At 60.7% G+C, this 21,102-nt stretch carries 21 protein-coding genes; 10 read left to right on the top strand and 11 right to left on the bottom strand.

Translation table 11 applies throughout. From position 1 onward, the window contains the following. The first annotated feature begins 32 nt into the window (after positions 1-32). The 6 genes from I2H31_RS06590 to I2H31_RS06565 all read left to right on the top strand — a co-directional run bounded on the left by I2H31_RS06590 (position 33) and on the right by I2H31_RS06565 (position 5,123). Positions 33-560 carry a chemotaxis protein CheW gene (locus tag I2H31_RS06590; RefSeq protein WP_196292202.1) on the top strand — a complete coding sequence of 176 codons (528 nt, stop codon included), beginning with the start codon at positions 33-35 and terminating at the stop codon, positions 558-560. Between the two features lie 76 nt (positions 561-636). Further along, positions 637-1,023 (top strand): response regulator, encoded by a 387-nt coding sequence (locus tag I2H31_RS06585; protein WP_196292201.1) that lies wholly within the window; start codon positions 637-639, stop codon positions 1,021-1,023. Between the two features lie 104 nt (positions 1,024-1,127). After that, entirely contained in the window at positions 1,128-2,768 is a 1,641-nt protein-coding gene (locus tag I2H31_RS06580; RefSeq protein WP_196292200.1) for a chemotaxis protein CheA, read from the top strand. A gap of 57 nt (positions 2,769-2,825) precedes the next feature. After that, positions 2,826-3,458 (top strand): chemotaxis protein CheC, encoded by a 633-nt coding sequence (locus I2H31_RS06575; RefSeq protein ID WP_230687509.1) that lies wholly within the window; start codon positions 2,826-2,828, stop codon positions 3,456-3,458. Between the two features lie 202 nt (positions 3,459-3,660). Beyond that, entirely contained in the window at positions 3,661-4,758 is a 1,098-nt protein-coding gene (locus I2H31_RS06570; RefSeq protein ID WP_196292199.1) for an agmatinase family protein, read from the top strand. A gap of 26 nt (positions 4,759-4,784) precedes the next feature. Continuing rightward, on the top strand, positions 4,785-5,123 hold the full coding sequence (locus tag I2H31_RS06565) for a phage holin family protein (RefSeq protein ID WP_196292198.1): 339 nt from the start codon (positions 4,785-4,787) through the stop codon (positions 5,121-5,123). A gap of 95 nt (positions 5,124-5,218) precedes the next feature. Here the strand turns inward: I2H31_RS06565 and I2H31_RS06560 are convergent, their stop codons facing one another. The 5 genes from I2H31_RS06560 to I2H31_RS06540 form a co-directional block, all read right to left on the bottom strand. Further along, positions 5,219-6,097 (bottom strand): DUF4349 domain-containing protein, encoded by an 879-nt coding sequence (locus tag I2H31_RS06560; RefSeq protein WP_196292197.1) that lies wholly within the window; start codon positions 6,095-6,097, stop codon positions 5,219-5,221. 131 nt (positions 6,098-6,228) lie between these two features. Next, positions 6,229-7,065, bottom strand: a complete 837-nt coding sequence (locus I2H31_RS06555; RefSeq protein WP_196292196.1) for a DUF4349 domain-containing protein — start codon at positions 7,063-7,065, stop codon at positions 6,229-6,231. Between the two features lie 160 nt (positions 7,066-7,225). Then, on the bottom strand, positions 7,226-8,530 hold the full coding sequence (murA, locus tag I2H31_RS06550; protein WP_196292195.1) for a UDP-N-acetylglucosamine 1-carboxyvinyltransferase: 1,305 nt from the start codon (positions 8,528-8,530) through the stop codon (positions 7,226-7,228). A gap of 149 nt (positions 8,531-8,679) precedes the next feature. Beyond that, positions 8,680-9,414: a DUF4290 domain-containing protein gene (locus tag I2H31_RS06545; protein ID WP_196292194.1), complete on the bottom strand. Its 735-nt coding sequence runs from the start codon at positions 9,412-9,414 to the stop codon at positions 8,680-8,682. A 215-nt stretch (positions 9,415-9,629) separates the two neighbouring features. Next, complete coding sequence (locus I2H31_RS06540; protein WP_196292193.1) at positions 9,630-11,873, bottom strand: ATP-dependent helicase; 2,244 nt, start codon at positions 11,871-11,873, stop codon at positions 9,630-9,632. A 156-nt stretch (positions 11,874-12,029) separates the two neighbouring features. Between I2H31_RS06540 and I2H31_RS06535 the strand changes: the two genes are divergently transcribed. Further along, entirely contained in the window at positions 12,030-12,320 is a 291-nt protein-coding gene (locus I2H31_RS06535) for a hypothetical protein (protein ID WP_196292192.1), read from the top strand. A 44-nt stretch (positions 12,321-12,364) separates the two neighbouring features. Next, positions 12,365-12,943 (top strand): DUF3109 family protein, encoded by a 579-nt coding sequence (locus tag I2H31_RS06530; RefSeq protein ID WP_196292191.1) that lies wholly within the window; start codon positions 12,365-12,367, stop codon positions 12,941-12,943. Positions 12,944-13,043: 100 nt separating this feature from the next. Here I2H31_RS06530 and I2H31_RS06525 read toward each other — a convergent pair whose 3' ends face one another. After that, complete coding sequence (locus I2H31_RS06525; RefSeq protein WP_196292190.1) at positions 13,044-13,505, bottom strand: peptidylprolyl isomerase; 462 nt, start codon at positions 13,503-13,505, stop codon at positions 13,044-13,046. A 175-nt stretch (positions 13,506-13,680) separates the two neighbouring features. Between I2H31_RS06525 and I2H31_RS06520 the strand changes: the two genes are divergently transcribed. Next, on the top strand, positions 13,681-14,313 hold the full coding sequence (locus I2H31_RS06520) for a fasciclin domain-containing protein (RefSeq protein WP_196292189.1): 633 nt from the start codon (positions 13,681-13,683) through the stop codon (positions 14,311-14,313). A gap of 194 nt (positions 14,314-14,507) precedes the next feature. Here I2H31_RS06520 and rsgA read toward each other — a convergent pair whose 3' ends face one another. From rsgA to I2H31_RS06495, 5 genes are all read right to left on the bottom strand, one after another. Beyond that, the gene (gene rsgA / locus I2H31_RS06515) at positions 14,508-15,467 is read right to left on the bottom strand and encodes a ribosome small subunit-dependent GTPase A (protein ID WP_196292188.1); all 960 of its coding nucleotides are present in this window, start codon (positions 15,465-15,467) and stop codon (positions 14,508-14,510) included. Beyond that, the gene (locus I2H31_RS06510) at positions 15,464-16,717 is read right to left on the bottom strand and encodes a 3-deoxy-D-manno-octulosonic acid transferase (RefSeq protein ID WP_196292187.1); all 1,254 of its coding nucleotides are present in this window, start codon (positions 16,715-16,717) and stop codon (positions 15,464-15,466) included. The genes rsgA and I2H31_RS06510 overlap by 4 nt, the downstream gene beginning before the upstream one ends. A 46-nt stretch (positions 16,718-16,763) precedes the next feature. Beyond that, positions 16,764-17,348: a peroxiredoxin gene (locus I2H31_RS06505; RefSeq protein WP_196292186.1), complete on the bottom strand. Its 585-nt coding sequence runs from the start codon at positions 17,346-17,348 to the stop codon at positions 16,764-16,766. 103 nt (positions 17,349-17,451) lie between these two features. Beyond that, on the bottom strand, positions 17,452-18,225 hold the full coding sequence (locus I2H31_RS06500; protein ID WP_196292185.1) for an enoyl-CoA hydratase-related protein: 774 nt from the start codon (positions 18,223-18,225) through the stop codon (positions 17,452-17,454). Positions 18,226-18,309: 84 nt separating this feature from the next. Beyond that, positions 18,310-19,614: an aspartate kinase gene (locus I2H31_RS06495; protein ID WP_196292184.1), complete on the bottom strand. Its 1,305-nt coding sequence runs from the start codon at positions 19,612-19,614 to the stop codon at positions 18,310-18,312. Between the two features lie 410 nt (positions 19,615-20,024). Here I2H31_RS06495 and fbp point away from each other — a divergent pair, with 410 nt between their 5' ends. Continuing rightward, positions 20,025-21,098 (top strand): class 1 fructose-bisphosphatase, encoded by a 1,074-nt coding sequence (fbp, locus tag I2H31_RS06490; RefSeq protein WP_196292183.1) that lies wholly within the window; start codon positions 20,025-20,027, stop codon positions 21,096-21,098. Positions 21,099-21,102 lie beyond the last annotated feature (4 nt).

Raw genomic sequence — 21,102 nt, 5'->3', positions numbered from 1 at the left:
ATCCATTCGCCTAGCTTTTTATTGCCCACCGCATGGCCGAGATTGAATTAGCCGCTGCTCCCAAAGCCGAACGCGCCAAACCCGCTGAGTTGGTTCAACTCATCGTGTTTCGGCTCGGCGACGAGGACTACGGCATCCGCATCGAGCAAGTGAAGGAAGTTACGGTGACGCCGGAAGTGGCCCGCATGCCCAAAACGCCGCCCTTCATCAAAGGCATTGCCAACCTGCGCGGCGACATCATCGCCATTCTGGATTTGGAGGAGCGGTTTCGGCTGCGGCCGGCTGGCCGGCCCATTCCCGAGCGCAGCTACACCGTGGCCGTGGAGGCCGCCGACTACACCCTGGGCCTGATGGTGCGCGAGGTGCCGCGGCCGTTCACGCTGCCGCTGAGCCAGATTGAGCCGGCGCCGGAATTCGTGCAGGACGCCGGCACCCGCGACAAATACCTCGAAGGCATTGCCAAACTGCCGGAAGGCGGCATCATCATTGTGCTGGACATGCGCAAGCTGCTCACGCCCAGCGAAGTGCTGCGGCTGCCGGGCAAAGCGGCATCTTCGTAGGCCCGCGCCCGTACTATGCCTGCCGGGCGCGGTAAGCCCGGCTATTCTCCCGTAAAATTCTCAAGTCACCAATTCCATGAATAAGCGCATCCTCATCGTCGACGACTCTTTTTACATGCGCACGATGCTCAAAAACATGCTTACCGATGCCGGCTACGAAGTGGTGGGCGAAGCTGCTAACGGAGCGCAGGCCCTGGAAATGGCCACTTCGACGGAACCCGACCTCATCACCCTCGACGTGATTCTGCCGGACAACACCGGGCTGGACGTGCTCAAAAGCCTGCGGCAACTACAGCCCTCGGCCAAAGTGGTGATGTGCAGCGCCGTGGGCCAAGAGGTCATCGTGACCGAAGCCATTGAAAACGGAGCCTTGGCGTACATCGTGAAGCCGTTTTCGGAAGAGAAAGTGTTGGAAATCGTGGGTGCTGCGCTGCAGAACAACTCGCCCGAACAAGCTGCCTAAGTGCTTTCCCAACGTCCCGTCGTTTCATTCTCAGCTGCCGGAAACGGCAGGCTGTGGCAGCGCGCGGGGCAGCGTGAGCGTCCAGTATCAACCAGTTACGGCCAATGAAAACGCGCGACCAGGAATACCGGGAGCTGTTTATGGCCGAGGCGCTGGAGTATTACGACTCCATGAGCCGCCACCTGAGCGAACTGGAGCGCAACCCCGACGCGGGCCCGGCGCTCAACGAGCTGTTCCGGCTCATGCACAACCTTAAGGCCAACGCCCGGGCCATGGGTTTCAACGACCTGGGCGAAGTAGCCCATCACCTGGAAACGCTGTTTGGGCTGATTCGGGACCAGGAACGCGCCTTCAGTGGGCCGCTTATCAAAGTAGTGTTTGCGGGGGTTGACGCGCTGGGCAACATGATTCGGGCAGTGGGCGCCAACCAGCCCTTGCCCGACGCCACGGCTCTACTCGAAAACCTCGACCGCCTGGTGCGCGGCGAAGCCCCCGTGCTGGAAGAGGTGGACGCGCCCGACTCGGAAGAGGAGGCGAACAAGAAAATGGAGTTGTCGGACCTGGTGTATATCCAGGTGAAGAAGCTCGACAACTTGTTGAATCTGGTGGGCGAGCTGGTGATTGACCGCGACCGGATTATGACCCTGGCGCAGGAGCTGGACAACCCGGCCTTGCTGGCCACGGCCCAGCACCTGTTCCGCATTTCCGATGACTTGCAGTACAGCGTGATGGACGCGCGGCTGGTGGGTGTGGGCGTGCTTTTGAACAAGTTCCCCCGGGTAGTGCGCGACGTGGCCTCGGCCGAAGACAAGGAAGTGGAGTTGACACTGAGCGGCCAGGACGTGCAGATTGACCGCAACATCCTGCAAATCATTACCGACGCGCTGTTGCACTTGGTGCGCAACGCCGTTAGCCATGGCCTCGAAACCACGGCCCAGCGCCAGCAAGCCGGCAAACCCACCGTGGGTCAGCTGACTCTCTCGGCCCTGACCGAGCGCGACGACGTGCTCATTCAGGTGCGCGACGACGGCCGCGGCATCGATACCGAAGCCGTGCGCCGCAAAGCCGTGGAGCGCGGCCTCGTATCGGCGGGCGCGGCGGCACAACTGGATGAGAAAGCCGTGTGGGCCTTTCTGTTTGAGCCCGGCTTCTCAATGGCCCAGAAAGTGACCGACATTTCGGGCCGCGGCGTGGGCCTTGATGTGGTGAAGCTGGCCTTGGACTCGTTGGGCGGCCAGCTGCGCGTGGAATCCGAGCTGGGGGCGGGCACTACGTTTACGCTGGTGCTGCCCACTTCCATTGCCGTGAAAGGCGCCCTATTGGTGGAAGTGGAGGAGCGGCCCTACGCCGTGCCCCTTTTGCACACCGACACCGTGCTTTCGCTGCACCCCGGCCAGATTTCGGTGGTGGGCGGCGTGCTGGTGACGCATTTCCAGGAGCAGTCGGTGCCGCTGGTGCCGCTGCGCCAACTGCTGTACGACGAAGGCGACGGCCCGCTGCCGCTGGCCACGCGCGCCGACATTGTGGGCCCGCAGCAGGTGCTGGTGGTGAACTACAACAACCGCCGCCTGGGCCTGGTGGTGGACCGGTTTATTCGTCAGCAAAACATTGTAATTAAACCCCTTAGCAAGCCGCTGGACACCATTGACTTGTTTGGTGGGGTAACCCTACTGGGCAGCGGGCAGGTTTGCCTCGTGCTCGACGTGCCCGCCCTGACCCGTCTGTTTTTAAACAAACGCCCCTAATTTTTCCTTTCTTTCACCCCAGTCCTCGCAGCTGCAACTTCCCCTATCTTCACCGTTATGGATTTATCGATGACTGACTTAGAGCGTGATATAATCCGCGAGATTTTGAACATCGGCCTGGCCCGCGCCGCCGATTCGTTCGCCGTCATCGCCCAGGAACGGGTGTTGCTGGAAGTGCCGAACATCGACTTGCTGATGAGCGAGGACATCATGCGCAAAGTGCGGGAGTACCAAGCCAAGCACGTCGCCATTCAGTCCGACATTCGGGGTGATTTTAACGGCACAACGCTCATGTTCTTCTCCGGGCAGCACATCCAGCGGCTGTCGCGGGTGTGCTTGCGCATGCAAACCCCCGAAACGCTGGACGTGAACGAGCTACAGGAGTCCCTGCTGCTCGAAATCAGCAACATCATCACGGGTGCGCTGGTCACGCAGCTGGCCAACATTCTGAAGGCCAACATCTACGGAGCGCCGCCCACGGCCCCGCGCGGCGACATTGCCGACATGATGCAAAGCCTGCTGCCCCAGCAGCAGCTGCAACCCCTGATTTTCTCGGTCATTACCCAGTTCTCCGACAAAGACAACATGGTGGAGTTGCCGCTCATGCTGTTCTTCGACCGTGTGACCTTCGCGAAAATTCTGGAAATTATTCGCAGCTACGACTTTTTAGGCAGCCAGATGTCGGCCTAGGGGCAATTTGAACGATTGAAAGCCCGTCATGCTGAGCGCAGCCGAAGCATCTCTTCCGCGTAACTAAATCCATCCGTTTGGATTATTTGCACAATAGAGCTGAATCGGTGGCGCTCAGCATGACGGGCTTTTGTCCCCTTCTCAATTGGCGCTAAAGAAATAGCGCCCACACCAACTCACTTCAATCAGCAGTAAAACATCCATGTCTAAGACCGACGCGGCGTTAGCCAAGAAAATAGCTTCTTTCGACCCCAACGCACCCGGCGACGTGGCCGGCGGCCTGTTTGGCCTGCCCTTCACGGCGGAAGAAGCCCAGGTGGTGGTGGTGCCCGTGCCGTGGGAAGTAACCGTGAGCTACCGCGCCGGCACCGCCGAAGGGCCCGCGGCCATCCACGAAGCTTCTTTGCAGGTCGACCTCTACGACCCGGACCTGCCCGATGCCTGGAAGCTAGGCCTGGCCATGGAGGAAGCCGACGAAACCATCGCCGAAGCCAGCAGCACCTTGCGCCCCCAGGCCGCCGACTACATTGAGTGGGTGGAAGCCGGCGAGCCGGAAGCCGGCCTGAAAAAGCACAGCAGCGTGCCCGGTCAGGTCACGGCCGAAGGCGAAAAGATGCTGAAATGGCTCAAAGACAAAACCGGCGCCCTGCTGGATGCCGGCAAAGGCGTGGTGGTACTGGGCGGCGACCACAGCACGCCCCTGGGCTACCTGCACGCGCTGGCCGAGCGCCACGAGGAGTTCGCCATCCTGCAGTTCGACGCGCACTGCGACCTGCGTCCGGCTTACGAGGGTTTTAAGTATTCGCACGCCAGCATCATGTACAACGCGCTGGAGTTGCCGCAGGTGAAAAAGCTGGTGCAGGTGGGAATACGCGACTATTGCCAGCAGGAAGCCGAATTTATTGAAACTTCCAACGGCCGGGTGGCCCTCTTCGGGCAGCGGTTTCTGAGCGACGAGAAGTTTGCCAAGAAGTCCTGGAAGAAGGTGTGCGGCAAAATCATCGCGCAGCTGCCCAAAAAGGTGTACATCAGCTTCGACATCGACGGGCTCGACCCCAAGCTGTGCCCCGGCACCGGCACGCCCGTGCCCGGCGGGCTGGAGTACGAGGAAGCAACCTACCTGCTGCGCGCCATTGTGCGCGAGGGCATCCAAATCATTGGCTGCGACCTGAACGAAGTGGCGCCCGGCGACACCGAGTGGAACGCCATTGTGGGCGCGCGCCTGCTCTACCAACTTTGCAACTGGATGGCCGTATCTCAGGGGCGTTTGGCAGCCAAGGGCGTGGCTGCCGCGGAGTAAGATTCTTTCATTTCAACCGACGTTTTATGCTTGGTTTTATTCTCAAAATTGTGCTCACGGCCGGGCTGATATATGGCCTGAGCATGGTGCTGGACGGGGTGGTGCTGGGCGGCTACGGCAGCGCCATCATCTTGGTACTGGTGCTGGGCGTGCTCAATGCCGTGGTTAAACCCATTCTCAAAATCCTGGGTTTTCCCATCACCGTGCTCACGCTGGGCTTGTTTCTGCTGGTCATTAACGTCATTATCATCAAGCTGGCCGACTTCCTGATGACCAGCTTCGACGTGCATGGCCTGCTCAACACGCTGCTGTTCAGCATTGCGGTGTCGGTAGTCAACTCGGTGGTTGACTTGCTGATAGATTAGGTCAGGTTAAACCACGAGCAAACGAAAAGCCCCATGTCGGAGCCGTCAGTAAAAGACGGGTTCGACACGGGGCTTTTCAGCTTTCGGCGGGTGCGCTAGGCCAGCCGGCGTCGGCGCCAGCGCCGCACGGCCAGCCAGACCACGGCCCCCACTATCAGCAGGGGCCAAATGCTCACCACGCCGATAAACAGGTCGGTGAGCAGCGTCCAGCCCGAGTAAAAGGAATCCACCAGGCGGCTGGCGAAGGACACCACAGGCGCATCGTGCAGGGGGCGGGGCAGGGGCTGGTAGCAGATGAGGGAAATGGTGGAATAAGCTACCTCATCGTTCAGGGCCTTCAGGCGGCTTTCGGTGCTCTCAATTTCTTCGCGCACCTCGCCAATTTTGCCCTCGATTTCCAGGATTTCGCTGATTTTGTGGGCGCGGCTCAGCAGGTCCACGTACCGTTTTTCCACGGCGCGCTTGGTGCTGAGGCGGGCGGCCACGTCGGCGTGCTGCGCCGTCACGTCGTCGGTGGTCAGCTTCTTTTCCTCCACCGTGCCCAGGCCGCCCAGGGCCGCCATCAGCGCGTGAAAGCGCGCCGGCGCCACCCGGATGGTCATGGCTTGCCGCCATTCGTCGTCGGAGCGCGCCTCCGTAGCGGCGCTGAGGTAGCCGCCGTTGCGGCGCACCAAGCTGTCGAGGCTGGCACTGGCCCGCGGCAGACTAGCCACTTTCAGGCGCAAATCGGCGTGGTAAATGAGCAGCCGCGCCGGAACTGCCACGGCAGTGGGCACGGGCACTGGCGCGGATGTTACCTCGGCCGTAGCGTCATCGCGTTGCTCCAGGTCAGGTGCCCCGGCGGGTGGGGGCGCTGCCAGCGCCACGTCGGCGGGCGCCCGCATGGCAGAATAATCCCCGGATTCTTTTTTTGCCTGGCTGCAGCCGCACAACAGCGCCGCCAGCCCAAGGACAACTCCCAAAGTATATTTCATGATTTCTGGAATAGCAAAGTGAAGGAAGATAGCAATGCGGCTTTCGCGCTAACGCTCTATTCACCGTATTTCATATAGCCGTCAGTTGAAAGAGCCAATGGCTTGCGCCCAAAGCATTGCCGAACTGCCGATTAAGCCGGGGTTTGTTGGCGCAGCCGCCAGCGGTGCAGGCCCCAGGCCCCGGCCCCGCCCACCAGCAGGAGCGGCCACAGGTTGGTGAGCAGCACCAGCAGGCCCATCACCAGCGACCAGCCCCGGTTAAACGACTCCCGAAAACGTGGCGCGAAAGCTGGCAGGGGTTCGCTCGGCGCGGGCGAGGGCAGCAGCTGAAAATAATGCAGCGAAAGGGTGGCCCAGGTACGTTGCGCCCCGAACTGCTGCAGCCGGGCCTGCGCCACGGCAATGTCGGCTTTCAACTGGCGGTCCTGCGCCACCAGGCGCTGCACTTCGGCGGGGTTGGTGGTCTTTGCCAGCAGCTGCTGGTACTTGGCCTGAGTGGTTTGCTTGTCAATCAGGCCGTTGCTGGCATCCAGGATATCGGCCGATATGTCGGACGAAGCCACGTCTTTGTTCTCGATATGACCAACCTTGCCCAGCGCGGCTACCAGCGGCACAAACCTGGTGGGCGGCACCCGAATGACCATGTCCTGCTCGGGCTTGCCCTCGGCGCGCGACTCGTGGGCCGAGGCCTGGTAGCCGCCGTAGTGGTTCACCAGGCTGTCAATTTTAGCGCTGGCTTGCTCGAAATCGGCCACGGCCAGGTTCAGCTTGCCCTCGTACACCACCGTGCGGGCCACGGGGCCGGGGACAGGAGCCACCGCAGGCAGGTTACTGGGGTCGGAAGGTTCGCGGGCCGGGGCGGCCACCGCGGTGGGCTGGGCTTTAGGAACGGCTGTCGGTTCCGGGTTGGCTTGGCTGCACCCCGTCAGTCCGAGCCCGAGGAGGGCCGGAAAAATCAGATGTTTCATCGGAAGATTTTGGGAAAGCTGAAAGTGAAAACGAACAGCGGCGCAGCTGACCCTTTATCCGGCAACCCCCATTGGGTAACCCATGCCCACAAAAAAGCCCGACCTGTGAAAGCCGGGCTTTTTTGATAAATACCTAGGTAAAGTACAATATTTCAAGGAATTAAACGCGGCGTATTTCGGCGCCCAGCGCGTTCAAACGTTGGTCGATGAACTGGTAGCCGCGGTCAATCTGCTCTACGTTGAGGATGGTGCTCTTGCCTTCGGCCGACAGCGCGGCGATAAGCAACGCCACGCCGGCCCGGATATCGGGCGAAGTCATGGTGATGCCGTGCAGCTGCTTTTGCTGGTCGAGTCCGATGACGGTGGCGCGGTGCGGGTCGCAGAGAATAATTTGGGCGCCCATGTCAATGAGCTTATCCACGAAGAACAGGCGCGACTCAAACATCTTCTGGTGAATGAGCACCGTGCCCTTGGCCTGGCAGGCCACCACCAGCACAATGCTCAGCAAATCAGGCGTGAAGCCCGGCCAGGTGTGGTCCGAAACCGTGAGAATGGAGCCGTCAAGGTAAGTGGCAATTTCGTAGTGCTGCTGGGCTGGAATGTAAATGTCGTCGCCCCGGAAATCCAGCTGAATGCCCAGCTTGCGGAAGGTGTCCGGGATGAGGCCAAGCTCCGGAATCTGGCAGTCTTTGATGGTGATTTCGGAGCCCGTCATGGCCGCGAGGCCGATGAACGAGCCGATTTCAATCATGTCGGGCAGCATGCGGTGCTCGGTGCCGCCGAGGCGGTCTACGCCCTCAATGGTCAGCAAATTCGAGCCGATGCCCTGAATGCGGGCGCCCATGCGCACCAGCATGCGGCACAGCTGCTGCAGGTAGGGCTCGCAGGCGGCGTTGTAGATGGTGGTGGTGCCTTCGGCCAGCACGGCGGCCATCAGAATGTTGGCCGTGCCCGTCACCGAGGCTTCATCCAGCAGCATGTGCGTGCCGGTCAGCTTGCCTTCCACCTTGATGCGGTAGAAATCGAGGCCTTCGAGCGTGAGCTTGCCGCCCAGCTTTTCGAGGCCCAGAAAGTGGGTGTCCATGGGCCGGCGGCCAATTTTGTCGCCGCCCGGCTTGGGCAGCTGGCAGCGGCCGTAGCGCGCCAGCATCGGCCCCAGTATCATCACCGAGCCGCGCAGGGCGCCCGCCTGAGCCACAAATTCCGGGGTGTCCAGGTAATCCAGGTTCACGTTTTCGGCCTGAAAAACGTAGGTGTCGGAAGCCAGCTTGCCCACCTTCACGCCCATGTCGCGCAGCAACTCGATAAGCTTGTTGACGTCGCGGATGTCGGGGATGTTGCTGATGGTGACCGGCTCTGGGGTGAGCAGTACCGCGCAGAGAATCTGGAGGGCTTCGTTTTTGGCGCCCTGGGGCGTGATTTCGCCGCGCAGCTGTTTGCCGCCGCGTACTTCAAATGCAGCCATGTGCTTGGGTGTTAAGTATTCTGGTAATCCAGAACGTCATGTCGAGCGCAGCCGGGACATCTCGCCTGCCGCCACTACTCCTGTCGATTGGATTACTGCGGCACGCGAGATGTCTCGGCTGCGCTCGACATGACGTTCCTAGAAATAAGTTACTGGGGCGGCTGCTGGGGCTCCTGGCTGCGGCCTTTCTTGCGCTTCTTGCCGTTTTTGCCCCCGAAGCCGTTGCCATTCCCGCGGTTGTCGCGGCCGTCGCGCCGGTCGCGGCCCTCGCGCTGCTGCGCCGGCTGAGGCACGATGAAAGCCGGCGTGCGCCCGGTGCCCGCCGGCATCTCGAACAGGTTTTCGGCGTCCACCACGGCCGGGTCGAGGCGCAGCTGCCCGCCCGACAGCTCGCTCAGGTGCCGCAGAATGGTCACGTCCTTGGCGTTTTCCTTGTTGTGCTGGCGGTAGAGAAACTTCATGGTGCGGCCAATCTGCACGGTGGCTTGCTCGCGCTCGGTGGCGTCTTCCAGCGTGAGGGCTTTGGCAATCAGCGCTTCAATGCCGGCGCCGTAGGCCCGCAGCCGGGGCGCGGTGCGCGGGTAGGGCACGCGGGCCGGCTTTTCGGTGCGCACCGTGAGGCTGCGCAGCGGTACAGGCGCTTCCAGGGCCACTTCCTCGCCGGCCATGGCATGCAGGTGATTCCAGAGGCGGGTTTGCACTTCGGGCAGCTCGCGCAGGGCCGGCTGCAGGCGCAGCATGAGCTGCACAATCTGCCCGGCGCGCCGGGTGCGCTCGGCCACGTCTTCAATCTGGGCCAGGCCCTGGATGAGCTGGTAGGTGCTGTGCCCGTATTCGCGCACCAGCAGTTGCAGGTGGAAGGGCAGGGAGGTGATGTCGGTCATAAAAAACAATAGGGGAGGCCGCCGGGGGCGAGGCTCAGGCCAAAGATAGGGCCTAGTGTTCAGGCAGCCATTCTGCACCAACAGAACGTCATGCCGAGCGCCAGCGAAGCATCTTTACCGCGCAATTGAACCCAAAGGTTAGGTTTAGTGGTGGCGGGCAAGATGCTTCGCTCCGCTCGGCATGACGTTCTACTGAGTTGGACAGTCACGGAACACTAGTGCACCCGCAGCTTGGCAAAGCTCAGCAGCAGCACTTTCTCGCCCACTTCCTCGAACAGGATGGTGGCCTTGGTGGTGCCTTGCTGGGTTTCGAGCGCGCTCACCACCCCGAAACCAAACTTGGCGTGCTCCACGCGCTGGCCGGCTTGCAGCTTGGATGTGTCCGAAGGCGTAAAATCAGCGGGCGCCACGTACTTCGTGGCCTGCACCTTACGCGGTGCGGTTGGAATCAGGTTCGAGCGCCGCTCAAAAACGTGCTGGAACGGCGAGGCTTCGCCCGGCCCGGCCGCAAACTTGAAGTTGACGTACTGCGGGTCGATTTCGTCGAGAAAGCGGCTTTTCTCGCAGCTGCGCAGGTTTCCCCACTGGTAGCGCGAGGTGGCGTAGCTCAGAGTCAGCTTTTTCTCAGCCCGCGTAATGGCCACGTAAAACAGCCGGCGCTCCTCTTCCAAGTCAGCCCGCGAAGTAATCATCATCTGGCTGGGGAAGAGGTTTTCCTCCATGCCCACGATGTACACGTTGCGGAATTCCAGGCCTTTGGCCGAGTGAATGGTCATCAGCGTCACGGCTTCGCCTTCCTGGGCGGCATCCTTCAGGTCAGAATCCGTCACGAGGGCAATGTCCTGCAGAAACGCGGCCAGGCTTTTGTCCTCGCGCTCGGGGTCGTCCACGTATTCCTTGATGCCGTTGAGCAGCTCCTGGATGTTCTCGTAGCGGGAAAGACCCTCGATGCTCTTGTCGGCGTACAGCTCCTCCAGCATGCCGGAGTTTTTGGCAATGAACTTGGCCGCTTCAAAGGCGTCTTCTTTGCCGGCCACCACCATGTAGCTCTTGATTTTTTCGGCAAAGCCCACCACGGGGTTCGATACCCGCGCGGGCATGAACTGGTCGGCGTGCGCCACCACTTCCCACAGCGTGTGGTTGGCCTCGTCGGCGGTGGTAATTAATTTACTGATGGTGGTGTCGCCAATGCCGCGCTTTGGATAATTAATTACCCGGCGCAAGGCCTGCTCGTCGTTCTGGTTGACGGTCAGGCGCAAATAAGCCACCAAATCCTTGATTTCCTTGCGCTGGTAAAAGCTCAGGCCCCCAACAATCTTGTATTTAATATTTAATTTCCGCAGCGCTTCTTCCATCGCCCGGCTTTGCGCGTTGGTGCGGTAGAGAATGGCAAAATTATCGTACGACAAGTGGCCGTTCATCTTGTCTTCGAAGATGGAATTGGCCACCAGTTTGCCTTCCTCGTTGTCGGAAGCGGCTTTAATTACTTCAATGAGCGTGCCGTCTTCGTTTTCGGAATAAACGTCCTTGCGCAGCTGGGCCTGGTTGTTTTTAATCACCGAATTAGCGGCCCACACGATATTTTTCGTGGAGCGGTAATTCTGCTCCAGTTTAAATACCTGCAATTCCGGATAATCCTTCTCGAAATTGAGGATGTTGGTAATATCCGCGCCGCGGAAGGCGTAGATACTCTGCGCATCATCACCTACCACGCAGATATTCCGCTCTTTAGCCGCCAGCTTGCGCGTAATTAAATACTGCGAATAGTTGGTGTCCTGGTACTCGTCCACCATCACAAACCGGAACATATTCTGGTATTTATTCAGAATATCGGTGTGTTCCTTAAACAGTACGTTCGTATTAAATAGCAAATCGTCAAAATCCATGGCACCGGCCTTGAAGCAGCGCTGCTGGTACTGCTGGTAGAGTACCCCGATTTTGGGCCGCAGCGCCGCTTCGTCGTCGGCCTTGATGGCCGGGTCGTGCAGGTACTGGTTCACCGAAATCAGCTTGTTTTTGGCGGCCGAAATGCGGCCCAGCACCAGGCTCGGCTTGTAGAGCTTGTCGTCCAATTCCAGTTCTTTCACAATCTGGCCAATCAGGGTTTTCGAGTCCTGGGTGTCGTAGATGGTGAAGCTGCGCGGGTAGCCAATTTTGTCGGCTTCGGAGCGCAGGATTTTGGCAAAAACCGAGTGGAAGGTGCCCATCCAAAGGTTGCGGGCGGCGGGCCCGACGACCTTTTCCACGCGGGCGCGCATTTCCTTGGCGGCCTTGTTGGTGAAGGTGAGGGCGAGGATGTTGAACGGGTCGACGCCCTTTTCGAGCAGGTTGGCGATGCGGTAGGTGAGCACCCGGGTTTTGCCCGAGCCAGCCCCCGCGATAATCATGCACGGGCCTTCGATTTGGAGCACCGCAGCGGCCTGCGACGGGTTCAGAAGGGAAAGATAATCTAATGCCATTATTCAAGTAAAACTAGCCCCGGTCTATAGCGGCAAAGGTACTACATTTGGAAATGCGCCCGGAAATGCGCCGCCTTAGCTACTAAGAAATTTAGGTCGCTTTCGGTTCTTTAGCAACTGCATTTTTGTGCCTGGAGCTTGGCTATTCTTCATCCTATGAGTCAACTGCAACGGGGGGTATTGGGGGTACTGCTCTTCTACGCCCTCGGCCTGGGCGGAACCGCACTACTGGCCCAGTTCGTGCCAGTGGCTGACATGTGCAACCCCGGCCTGCCATTCTTCACGGGCTTGGCTACGCTGGTTATTGGCGCGGGCCTGGCGGTTGTCACGGTTCTGGCCTATCTGGTCGGCCACCGAACGGCGATGGTAAAAGGAATGCTGGCCGCCCATTCGCTGTTACTCGTCGGCATCACGGCCCTGGTTTTAACCGCAACGCACAACGGGTAGCGTTTCGCAAAGAGGTATCTTTGCGGCCCTCCTTCTGGAAACCAATGATTATTATTCAAGAAACGGTCATCTCCGACGACATCGCCGACAACTTTTTTGTCTGCAACCTCGAAGCCTGCAAAGGTGCCTGCTGCGTGGAAGGCGACCTCGGCGCGCCGCTGGAAGAAGCCGAGCTGCGGATTCTGGAGCAGGAATACGCCAACATCGAGCCTTTCCTCAACGAGGCTGGCAAGGCGGCCATCCGCGCCCAGGGCCTGTACATTAAGGACTGGGAAGGCGACTTCAGCACCACCACGATTGACGACAAGGAGTGCGCCTACGCGCTCTACGACGAGCGCGGCATCCTGAAATGCGGCATCGAGCAGGCCTATCTGGCGGGCGCCACCACGTTCAAAAAGCCCATCAGCTGCCACCTCTACCCCATTCGCATTACGAAATACGAAGGGTTCGACGCGCTGAATTATGACCGGTGGAGCATCTGCAACCCGGCCTGTACATTCGGTGGCTCGCTGGGCGTGAAGGTGTATCAGTTTCTCAAGGAGCCGCTCATTCGCAAGTATGGCGAGGGCTGGTACGGGCAGCTGGTGCAGGAAATCGAGAGCCCGACGCCGGAGAAGAAGTAATGCCCGTCATCCGGAACGCAGCGAAGGACCTTACCACGTTGGCGCAATCGGCTAAGCGTGGTAAGGTCCTTCACTGCGTTCCGGATGATGGAAAGAAAGACTATTCCTCTTTCACCACAATCTTCTCGATTTCGTCGTTGGCTTTAATCTGGTCGATAACGTCCAGACCCTCTACTACTTTGCCGAATACCGTATGCACGCGGTCGAGGTGGGAGGTGTTGTCGCGCGAGTGGCAGATGAAGAACTGCGAGCCGCCCGTGTCCGGGGCCGAAGACTTGGCCATGCTCAGCACGCCGCGGTCGTGGTACTGGTTGTTGCCTTTCACTTCGTCCTTAATCATGTAGCCGGGGCCACCGGTGCCGGGCGTGCCTTTGGCGCCCTCGCGGGTGTTGGGGCAGCCGCCCTGGATGACGAAATTCGGAATGACGCGGTGGAATTTCAGGCCGTCGTAATAGCCCTTTTGGGCGAGGTCGGTGAAGTTTTTGACGGTGTTCGGAGCGTCCTGCTCGTAGAACTCAACCTTCATCACGCCTTTCTTGGTGTGGATTTCTGCGGTTTTCATGGGAGGCGAAATTTGCGGGTTAACGGATGACTGTCCCGCCGCAACGCTTGCCGGCGGGGCCGCGAAGGTAAGAAAACCGGCCAGTACCGAAACAACCTTACGGCCTAGTTGCTTCGTAAGCCCAAACGCCACATCGGCATATACCCTTCCTGCTTTTTTTCACACAATCGTTTTCATGAAAAGACATTTTGCTCCCCTGCTGGCCGCGCTGGCTACCACCATTCTGATGGCCAGTTGTGGCAACGACAAGCCCGCGACCACCGAAACGCCGGCCAGCACCGTCAACCCCGCCGACTCGCTCGCCGCCCTGGCCGGCGACTCGGCCCGGATGGCCAAGCCCGGCGGCGTGGTGGTGGATGGCGTGGCCATGACGGCCGACAAAGACATCGTGGACAACGCCATGAACGCCAAAAGCGTGAGCACCCTCGTGTCGGCCGTGAAGCAGGCTGGCTTGGTCGAAACGCTGAAAGGCGCCGGCCCCTTCACCGTGTTTGCCCCCACCAACGCCGCCTTCGACAAGCTGCCCAAAGGCGCCCTGGCGGGCCTGATGGACCCGGCCAGCAAAGAAAACCTGAAAGGCGTGCTCACCTACCACGTCATCCCCGGCCGGCTGGTGGCCGCCGACCTCAAAGACGGCCAGGAACTGACCACCGTGAACGGCGAAAAGCTGCACATCTCGGTGAAAGACGGCAAAGTGATGGTTAGCAACGGCAAAGACGCCCCCGCCACCGTGCAAATCGCCGACGTGATTTCCAGCAACGGCGTCACCCACGTGATTGACGGCGTGGTGCTGCCGCTCAATAAGTAGACTGCTCCGCCTGTCCTTGCGAGCGAGCGCAGCGCAGCAATCCGTCCTGTGCTCAGCGGCCAACCTTAAATGGTGACAAAATCAATCAAAAAGCCCCGGTACTGCGCAGTGCCGGGGCTTGCTGGTTACCGGCCTTTTCTGGCTTTTACAGAACGGATTGCCACGGGCTGCGCCCTCGCAATGACGAGAGGCCATTAATGTCGGTTGTCCTCGCCGGCCAGCATGCTCAGGTAGCTGTCGTAGCGGGGGAGGGCGATGCGGCCCTGGTCCACGGCTTCGCGCACGGCGCAGCCGGGCTCGTGGGTGTGCTGGCAGTTGTGGTAGCGGCACTGGCCCAGCAGGGCGCGGAACTCGGGGAAGTAGCCGGCCAGTTCGGCGGGCGGCAGGTCCACGAGGCCGAGTTCTTTGATGCCGGGCGTGTCGATGATGAAGGTGCCAGGGCGCACTTCCAGCATTTCGGCGAAGGTGGTGGTGTGCACGCCCTTGTCGGAAAAATCGCTGATTTCGGCGGTTTTCAGGTCGAGGTCGGGCACCAGGGCGTTGATGAGCGTGCTTTTGCCCACGCCGGAATGGCCGGCCAGCAGGCTCACCTTGCCTTCCAGTAGTTGGTCGATTTGGGCCACGCCCTCGCCGATGCTGGCGGCGCAGGTGCGGCTGGGGTAGCCCAGGCCGGCGTACATGCCCGCGATTTCGGCCTGGTATTCGAAGCCTTTCTCGTCGTACAAATCGGTTTTGTTGAACAGCAGCGTGACGGGAATGTGGTAGGCCTCGGCCGTGACCAAAAATCGGTCGATAAACCCAAACGAGGTGGCCGGCGACACCAGTGTGACCACCAGCAGCGCCTGGTCCAGGTTGGCCGCCACAATGTGCACGTGGCCGGTTTTGTGCACCGAGCGGCGCACGATGTAGTTGCGGCGCGGCGCGATGTGGGAGATGACGCCCGCGCCCTCGGCCTGCGCCTCTACGGTGAAATCGACTTGGTCGCCCACGGCCAGCGGATTACTGGCTTTCAGGCCTTTCATTTTGAATTTGCCCCGCAACCGGCAGCGGTAAAGCTGGCCCGAAGCGGCGCGCACGAGGTACCACGAACCCGTCGACTTAACGACGATGCCGTGCAGCAACGGGCTGGCGCTGGCAGAAAGCTCTGGGGTCATGGGGCAGGAGTGAGGCCGGGCAGCGCGGCCATGATGGTGCGGGTGGCGCCGGCCTGGCCGTGCACGTAGTCGAGCAACTGGTCCTGCAGGCTGAGGCGGTGTTTCTCGCTTTTCCAAAGCGGCGCAAATTTGGCCGCCAGCTCGGCGGCATTTTCCACCGGAAAGGCCAAGCCCAGTTTCGCCAGGTCCACGGCTTCCTGAAACCGCTGGTAGTTCGGACCAAAAAACAAGGGCAACCCGAAGGCGGCGGCTTCCAGCGTGTTGTGCAGGCCCTTGCCAAAAGCCCCGCCGATGTAGGCGTAGTGCCCGAAGCGGTAGAGTTGGCTGAGCAGGCCGATGTTGTCGATGAGCAAAATGCGGGCCTGCGCGATGGATTCCGGCCGGGCCTGCGAATAGCGCACTACCTCGTCCGGAAAGGCATTTTCCACGGCCAGCAGCGTGGGCTCGTCTATTTCGTGGGTGGCCACAATGGTGCGCAGGCGCCCGGCGTGGTTGTGCAGGAGCGGAGCCAGGGTCGGCAAGTCGGCCGGCCACAGGCTGCCGGCCACCAGCACCGGCACGCCGTCGGCCACAAAAGCTTCGACCACGGGCAGGGACCGGGGCGCCGCGGCGGCCGTGGCCACCACGGTATCAAAGCGGGTATCGCCGGCCACGCTTACCCGCCCAATGCCGTGCTGCCGCAGCAGCGCCGCCGAGGTATCATTTTGGGTGAAAATGTGCGCGAAACGCGTGAGAATTCGGCGAAAGAAACTGCCCCAGGGCTTGAAGAAAACCTGCTCGGGCCGGAAAATGGCCGATACCACCACCGCCGGAATGCCGCGCCGGTGCGCCTCGGTCAGGAAGTGGTACCAGAACTCGTACTTCACAAACACCACCAGCCGGGGCTGCACCGCATCGAGAAAAGCCCGGGCGTTGCCGCGCGTGTCCAGCGGCAGGTAAAAAATGTAGTCGGCGCCCGGCCAGTTTTTGCGGATTTCGTAGCCCGAGGGGGAGAAAAACGTGAGCACCAGCTTGGTATCGGGGTGGGCTTTTCTATACGCTTCCAGCAGCGGCCGGCCCTGCTCAAACTCGCCCAGCGAAGCGCAGTGGAACCACACCCGCGGCGCGGCATCCGCGCCCAGCGTCTGGCGAATGTGCGCCAGCAGGCCGCGCCGGCCGTTCACCCACGCCGCCGCCTTGGGCACAAACGGCGCCAGCAGGCGCAGCAACAGGCCATAGAGGCCCAGGCCGATGTTATACAGGAATAGCAAGCCCCAAAATTACGCGAATGTGCTCATGCTTCGGCCGCGGCCGGGTTTAGGCCTCTTTGGTTTCCTGCCAGTCGGCCGGGCAGGCTTCGCCGTTTTTCTCGAAATGTTGCAGGGCGTCAATCATGCGCAGGGCTTCGGTGAGGCTGCGGCCCAGCGGCCGGTCGTTCACGAGCTGGTGGCGCACAATGCCGTCGCGGTCGATGAGAAACAGCCCGCGGTAGGCCAGGGGCGAGCCCGCAAAGGTCATTTCGCCCGCTTCGTTGTAGTCGTAGTGGCCGCCCAGCACGTCGTAATTCGCCGAAATGGTTTTGGTGGCATCAGCCACTAGCGGGTACTTCACGCCCGCAATGCCGCCCTTGTCGCGCGGCATCAGCTCCCAGGCCAGGTGGGCGTATTGGGTATCGGTGGAGCAGCCCACCACGGCCACGCCGCGCTTCTCAAACTCCTCCAGCCGGTCCTGGAACGCCAGGATTTCGGTGGGGCACACCCGGCTGAAATCGGCGGGATAGAAGTAGAAAAGCACGTGCTTTTTGCCCAGGTAGCGGTCCAGCGAAAAGTCTTCTTCGAAGGTGCCGTCGATGACGGCGGTGGCTTTAAAGGATGGGGCGCGCTTGCCGACGAGTACTGCCATGTCTGTGTTTTTAGGGGAATGGTTCGGCGTATACGCACAATTCAGCAGAACGTCATGTCGAGCTTGCCGAGACATGACGTTCTGCTGAATTGTTTTAGCTTTTCTACCGCCCCTTAAACTCCGGCTTGCGCTTCTCCACAAAAGCCGCCATGCCCTCTTTCTGGTCCTCAGAAGCGAAGGTGAGGTAAAAATTCTTGCGCTCGAAATGCAAGCCTTCCTCCAAATGCGTTTCAAACACGCGGTTGATGGATTCCTTGGCCAGGCGGGCCGCCACGGGGCTCATGGCCGCGATGCTAGCCGCCAGGCGGAAGGCTTCTTCCAGGTATTGGCCCACGGGCACCACCCGGTTTACCAAGCCCAGGCGGTGGGCTTCCTGGGCGGAGATGAACTCGCCGGTGAGCACCATTTCCATGGCTTTGGCCTTGCCCACGGCGCGGGCCAGGCGCTGGGTGCCGCCCGCACCCGGCATGGTGCCCAGGCGGATTTCGGGCTGCCCAAACTGTGCCGTTTCCGAGGCCACGAGCAGGTCGCAGGTCATGGCCAGCTCGCAGCCGCCGCCCAGCGCAAACCCCGACACGGCCCCAATCAGCGGCTTGCGAAACCGCCGAATCTGCTCCAGCGTGGCAAACCGGTCGTCCAGAAACATATCCACGGCCGTCTTGCCGGCCATTTCCTTGATGTCGGCCCCCGCCGCGAAGGCCCGCTCATTGCCCGTAATAATGACCACGCGCACCGCCTCATCGGCATCGAGGGCTTGCAAGGCATCGCGGATTTCGCGGATTAACTGGCCATTCAGGGCATTCAATTCCTTGGGCCGGTTGAGCTGCACGAGGGCCACGCCGGGCCGCGCCTGCGGGGTGATGAGTAGGAATTCCATGAGGGAAATGTAGCGCGGACTTTGTAGTCCGCGTTGGTGAGAGAAGGAAAAAACGGCGCGGGGACGCGGACTACAAAGTCCGCGCTACGCCTTGCACACGAATTGAAACGTGCTGCGGGTGCGCTGCTCCAGCAGCAGCGCCCGCCCCGTAGTCAGCTGCTGAATGCTGGCCGCGTCGTAGTTTTTGATGGTGAAAAGCATCAACCCGGTGTTGTAGTGCAACGTGAACTGCTCGCGCAACAAATCGAGCAGCTGGTGCACCCGCCGCTCCGAAAAATCGACGCACACCGAGAAGCTGATGGCCGAGTTCTGCATCACGTTAATCTTGAGCTTGGCCTGCGCCAGCGCACTGAAAATCACCGCCAGGTTTTCTTCCGAGATAAACGAAAAATCCTTGCTGGCGAAGGACAGCAGGCACTGGTCGGTTTTGCGAATAAAGGCCGGGGCCAGCGCCGGGTGCTGGCACTCGTGAATGACGGTGCCCGCCGCCGCGGGGTCCAAAAACGACTTCACGTACAGCGGGATGCCCCGGTCGGCCAGCGGCTTCAGCGTCTTCGGGTGAATCACCGACGCGCCGTAGTACGCCATTTCAATGGTTTCGCGGTAGCTGATTTCGGGGTAGCGCACCGTGTCCGGGAAGATTTTGGGGTCGGCGTTGAGCAGGCCCGCCACGTCTTTCCAGATGGTCACGCGCTCGGCCCGCAGGCAGTAGGCCAGGATGGCGGCCGTATAGTCGGAGCCCTCGCGGCCTAGGGTGGTGGTGCTAGTAAAACCATCAACTTGGACTTGACCCACAAATCCCTCAGTGACCATAACGCGCCCTCTCCAGTCATTGAGTAAACCGTGCAGAGCTTCTTGGGTCCGCTCTTCGGTCTTGACCCAGTCAACGCGACCTTCTCGCCAAGTAGTATCCGTAGCCACCAGGGCGCCGTTGTAAAGCACCTGCTTGGGTAGGGCATTGCCCAATGCCCACGTTACCAAATAGGCCGATAAGGACTCTCCAAAGCTCACGACTTGGTCGTAGCCTTCATCGTAGCTACCTACCGAATTAATGGATTGCAACGTCTGGTGCAACTCCTGAAAATAATTGGGGAGTTGGGTCACCATCGTATCATCAGGCTGCGCAAAATAGGAGTGCAGTTCGGTTGCAGCCCGATGATGGTAAGCTTCCACTGCCCCCAATTGCGCCGAATAATCTTCCCCCCGGTACGCCAAATCATAAATCTCCTCCAGCGCATTGGTCGTTTTGCCCATCGCCGACACCACCACCACCAGCGGCCCCTGCGGCCCAAAGTCCCGCACGATGCGGCAGAGGTTGAGAATGGCCGCCGCGTCCTTCACCGACGCGCCCCCGAATTTGTACACCTGAAGCCCTTGCAATTCTTCCATAGGCCCCAAAAGTAGGGCCCCCGGCTGCAAATGCGCTTTTCTCAGCCGTTGGGCCGCGGTTCCGAGATAGTGCACCATCGCTCCGAGATAGTGCACCATCGCTCCGAGATAGTGCGCCATCGCTCCGAGATAGTGCGCCATCGCTCTGAGGTGGCGGGCCACGGTTCCGAGGTGGTGGGCCACCGTTTTGGACGTTGCGCCACGGTTTTGAGATAGTGCGCCATCGCTCCGAGGCAATGCGCCAACGTTTCGAGACGCTCCGCCAAGCCTCCGAGACGCTCCGCCACGGTTCCGACACGCTCCGCCAGCCGGCCGCCACCCACCGGGCACAAGTTGCCGGCCCGCCGCGCTGGTTTCCTGACCGATTTGCAGGTAAATTTGTCACCCGCTGTCCCCACCAACCTTATTATATGGACCACCATAAACTCGCCCTGCCCGTCGGCACCACCCTCGACCGCTTCATCATGCGCAAGCAGGAGGACTTTCCCTATGCCACCGGGGAGCTTTCGCAGCTGCTGCGCGACATCGCGCTGGCCGCCAAAATCGTCAACCGCGAAATCAACCGCTCCGGCCTCATCGACATCGCCGGCGCCTACGGCAGCCAGAACGTGCAGGGCGAAGACCAGCAGAAGCTCGACGTCATCGCCAACATCCGCTTCATCCGGGCCCTGCGCAACGGCGGCGAAGTCTGCACCATCATCTCCGAAGAGGATGATGAGATGATTCAGACCGGCAACAACCAAGGCAAGTACGTGGTGGCCATCGACCCGCTCGACGGCAGCAGCAACATCGACGTCAACGTCAGCATCGGCACCATTTTCAGCATCTACCGCCGCGTGTCGCCCACCGGCCGCGAAGGCACCGCCGCCGACTGCCAGCAGCCCGGCACCCACCAGGTGGCCGCCGGCTACGTCATCTACGGCTCCAGCACCATGCTGGTGTACACGACCGGAAATGGTGTTAATGGCTTCACCTACGAGCATTCGCTGGGCGAATTCTTCCTCTCGCACCCCGACATCTCCACCCCCAAAACCGGCAACATCTATTCCATCAACGAGGGCAGCTCCGAGTCGTTCTCGCCCGGCGTGGCCGCCTTCGTGAAGCACTGCAAAGACTGCAGCTTCTCGGCCCGCTACATCGGTTCGCTCGTGGCCGACTTCCACCGCAACCTGCTCAAGGGCGGCATCTACATCTACCCCGCCACCGCCAAAAGCCCCCAGGGCAAGCTGCGCCTCATGTACGAGTGCAACCCGCTCGCCTTCATCGTGGAGCAGGCCGGCGGCAAAAGCTCCAACGGCCACCAGCGCACCATGGAAATCGAGCCCAAGTCGCCGCACGAGCGTTGCCCCGTCTTCATCGGCAGCAAAGAGCTGGTGGAGCAGGCCGAAGCCTTCCTGGCCAAAGAAACTGAACCAGCCAGCCAAAAGCAGTCCAACGAAGCGCCCGTTAAAGAAAAGGCAGCCCCCAAAGCCGTAGCCAAATAATCGA

Origin of the sequence: Hymenobacter ruricola, assembly GCF_015694525.1 — a bacterium.
In the GTDB taxonomy this organism is placed as follows: Bacteria; Bacteroidota; Bacteroidia; order Cytophagales; family Hymenobacteraceae; genus Hymenobacter; species Hymenobacter ruricola.
Note: the sequence above shows the minus strand (reverse complement) of the source record. Positions and strands in the feature narration are given on the sequence as shown.

What these genes read in the sequence shown, in the direction of transcription:
- I2H31_RS06500 (WP_196292185.1), bottom strand. Translation starts at nt 18,225, where the DNA reads ATGGAATTCCTACTCATCACCCCGCAGGCGCGGCCCGGCGTGGCCCTC.
- murA (WP_196292195.1), bottom strand. Translation starts at nt 8,530, where the DNA reads ATGGCTGCATTTGAAGTACGCGGCGGCAAACAGCTGCGCGGCGAAATC.
- fbp (WP_196292183.1), top strand. Translation starts at nt 20,025, where the DNA reads ATGGACCACCATAAACTCGCCCTGCCCGTCGGCACCACCCTCGACCGC.
- I2H31_RS06555 (WP_196292196.1), bottom strand. Translation starts at nt 7,065, where the DNA reads ATGAAACATCTGATTTTTCCGGCCCTCCTCGGGCTCGGACTGACGGGG.
- I2H31_RS06570 (WP_196292199.1), top strand. Translation starts at nt 3,661, where the DNA reads ATGTCTAAGACCGACGCGGCGTTAGCCAAGAAAATAGCTTCTTTCGAC.
- I2H31_RS06565 (WP_196292198.1), top strand. Translation starts at nt 4,785, where the DNA reads ATGCTTGGTTTTATTCTCAAAATTGTGCTCACGGCCGGGCTGATATAT.
- I2H31_RS06495 (WP_196292184.1), bottom strand. Translation starts at nt 19,614, where the DNA reads ATGGAAGAATTGCAAGGGCTTCAGGTGTACAAATTCGGGGGCGCGTCG.
- I2H31_RS06530 (WP_196292191.1), top strand. Translation starts at nt 12,365, where the DNA reads ATGATTATTATTCAAGAAACGGTCATCTCCGACGACATCGCCGACAAC.
- I2H31_RS06540 (WP_196292193.1), bottom strand. Translation starts at nt 11,873, where the DNA reads ATGGCATTAGATTATCTTTCCCTTCTGAACCCGTCGCAGGCCGCTGCG.
- I2H31_RS06585 (WP_196292201.1), top strand. Translation starts at nt 637, where the DNA reads ATGAATAAGCGCATCCTCATCGTCGACGACTCTTTTTACATGCGCACG.
- I2H31_RS06580 (WP_196292200.1), top strand. Translation starts at nt 1,128, where the DNA reads ATGAAAACGCGCGACCAGGAATACCGGGAGCTGTTTATGGCCGAGGCG.
- I2H31_RS06545 (WP_196292194.1), bottom strand. Translation starts at nt 9,414, where the DNA reads ATGACCGACATCACCTCCCTGCCCTTCCACCTGCAACTGCTGGTGCGC.
- I2H31_RS06575 (WP_230687509.1), top strand. Translation starts at nt 2,826, where the DNA reads ATGGATTTATCGATGACTGACTTAGAGCGTGATATAATCCGCGAGATT.
- rsgA (WP_196292188.1), bottom strand. Translation starts at nt 15,467, where the DNA reads ATGACCCCAGAGCTTTCTGCCAGCGCCAGCCCGTTGCTGCACGGCATC.
- I2H31_RS06525 (WP_196292190.1), bottom strand. Translation starts at nt 13,505, where the DNA reads ATGAAAACCGCAGAAATCCACACCAAGAAAGGCGTGATGAAGGTTGAG.
- I2H31_RS06535 (WP_196292192.1), top strand. Translation starts at nt 12,030, where the DNA reads ATGAGTCAACTGCAACGGGGGGTATTGGGGGTACTGCTCTTCTACGCC.
- I2H31_RS06505 (WP_196292186.1), bottom strand. Translation starts at nt 17,348, where the DNA reads ATGGCAGTACTCGTCGGCAAGCGCGCCCCATCCTTTAAAGCCACCGCC.
- I2H31_RS06560 (WP_196292197.1), bottom strand. Translation starts at nt 6,097, where the DNA reads ATGAAATATACTTTGGGAGTTGTCCTTGGGCTGGCGGCGCTGTTGTGC.
- I2H31_RS06590 (WP_196292202.1), top strand. Translation starts at nt 33, where the DNA reads ATGGCCGAGATTGAATTAGCCGCTGCTCCCAAAGCCGAACGCGCCAAA.
- I2H31_RS06520 (WP_196292189.1), top strand. Translation starts at nt 13,681, where the DNA reads ATGAAAAGACATTTTGCTCCCCTGCTGGCCGCGCTGGCTACCACCATT.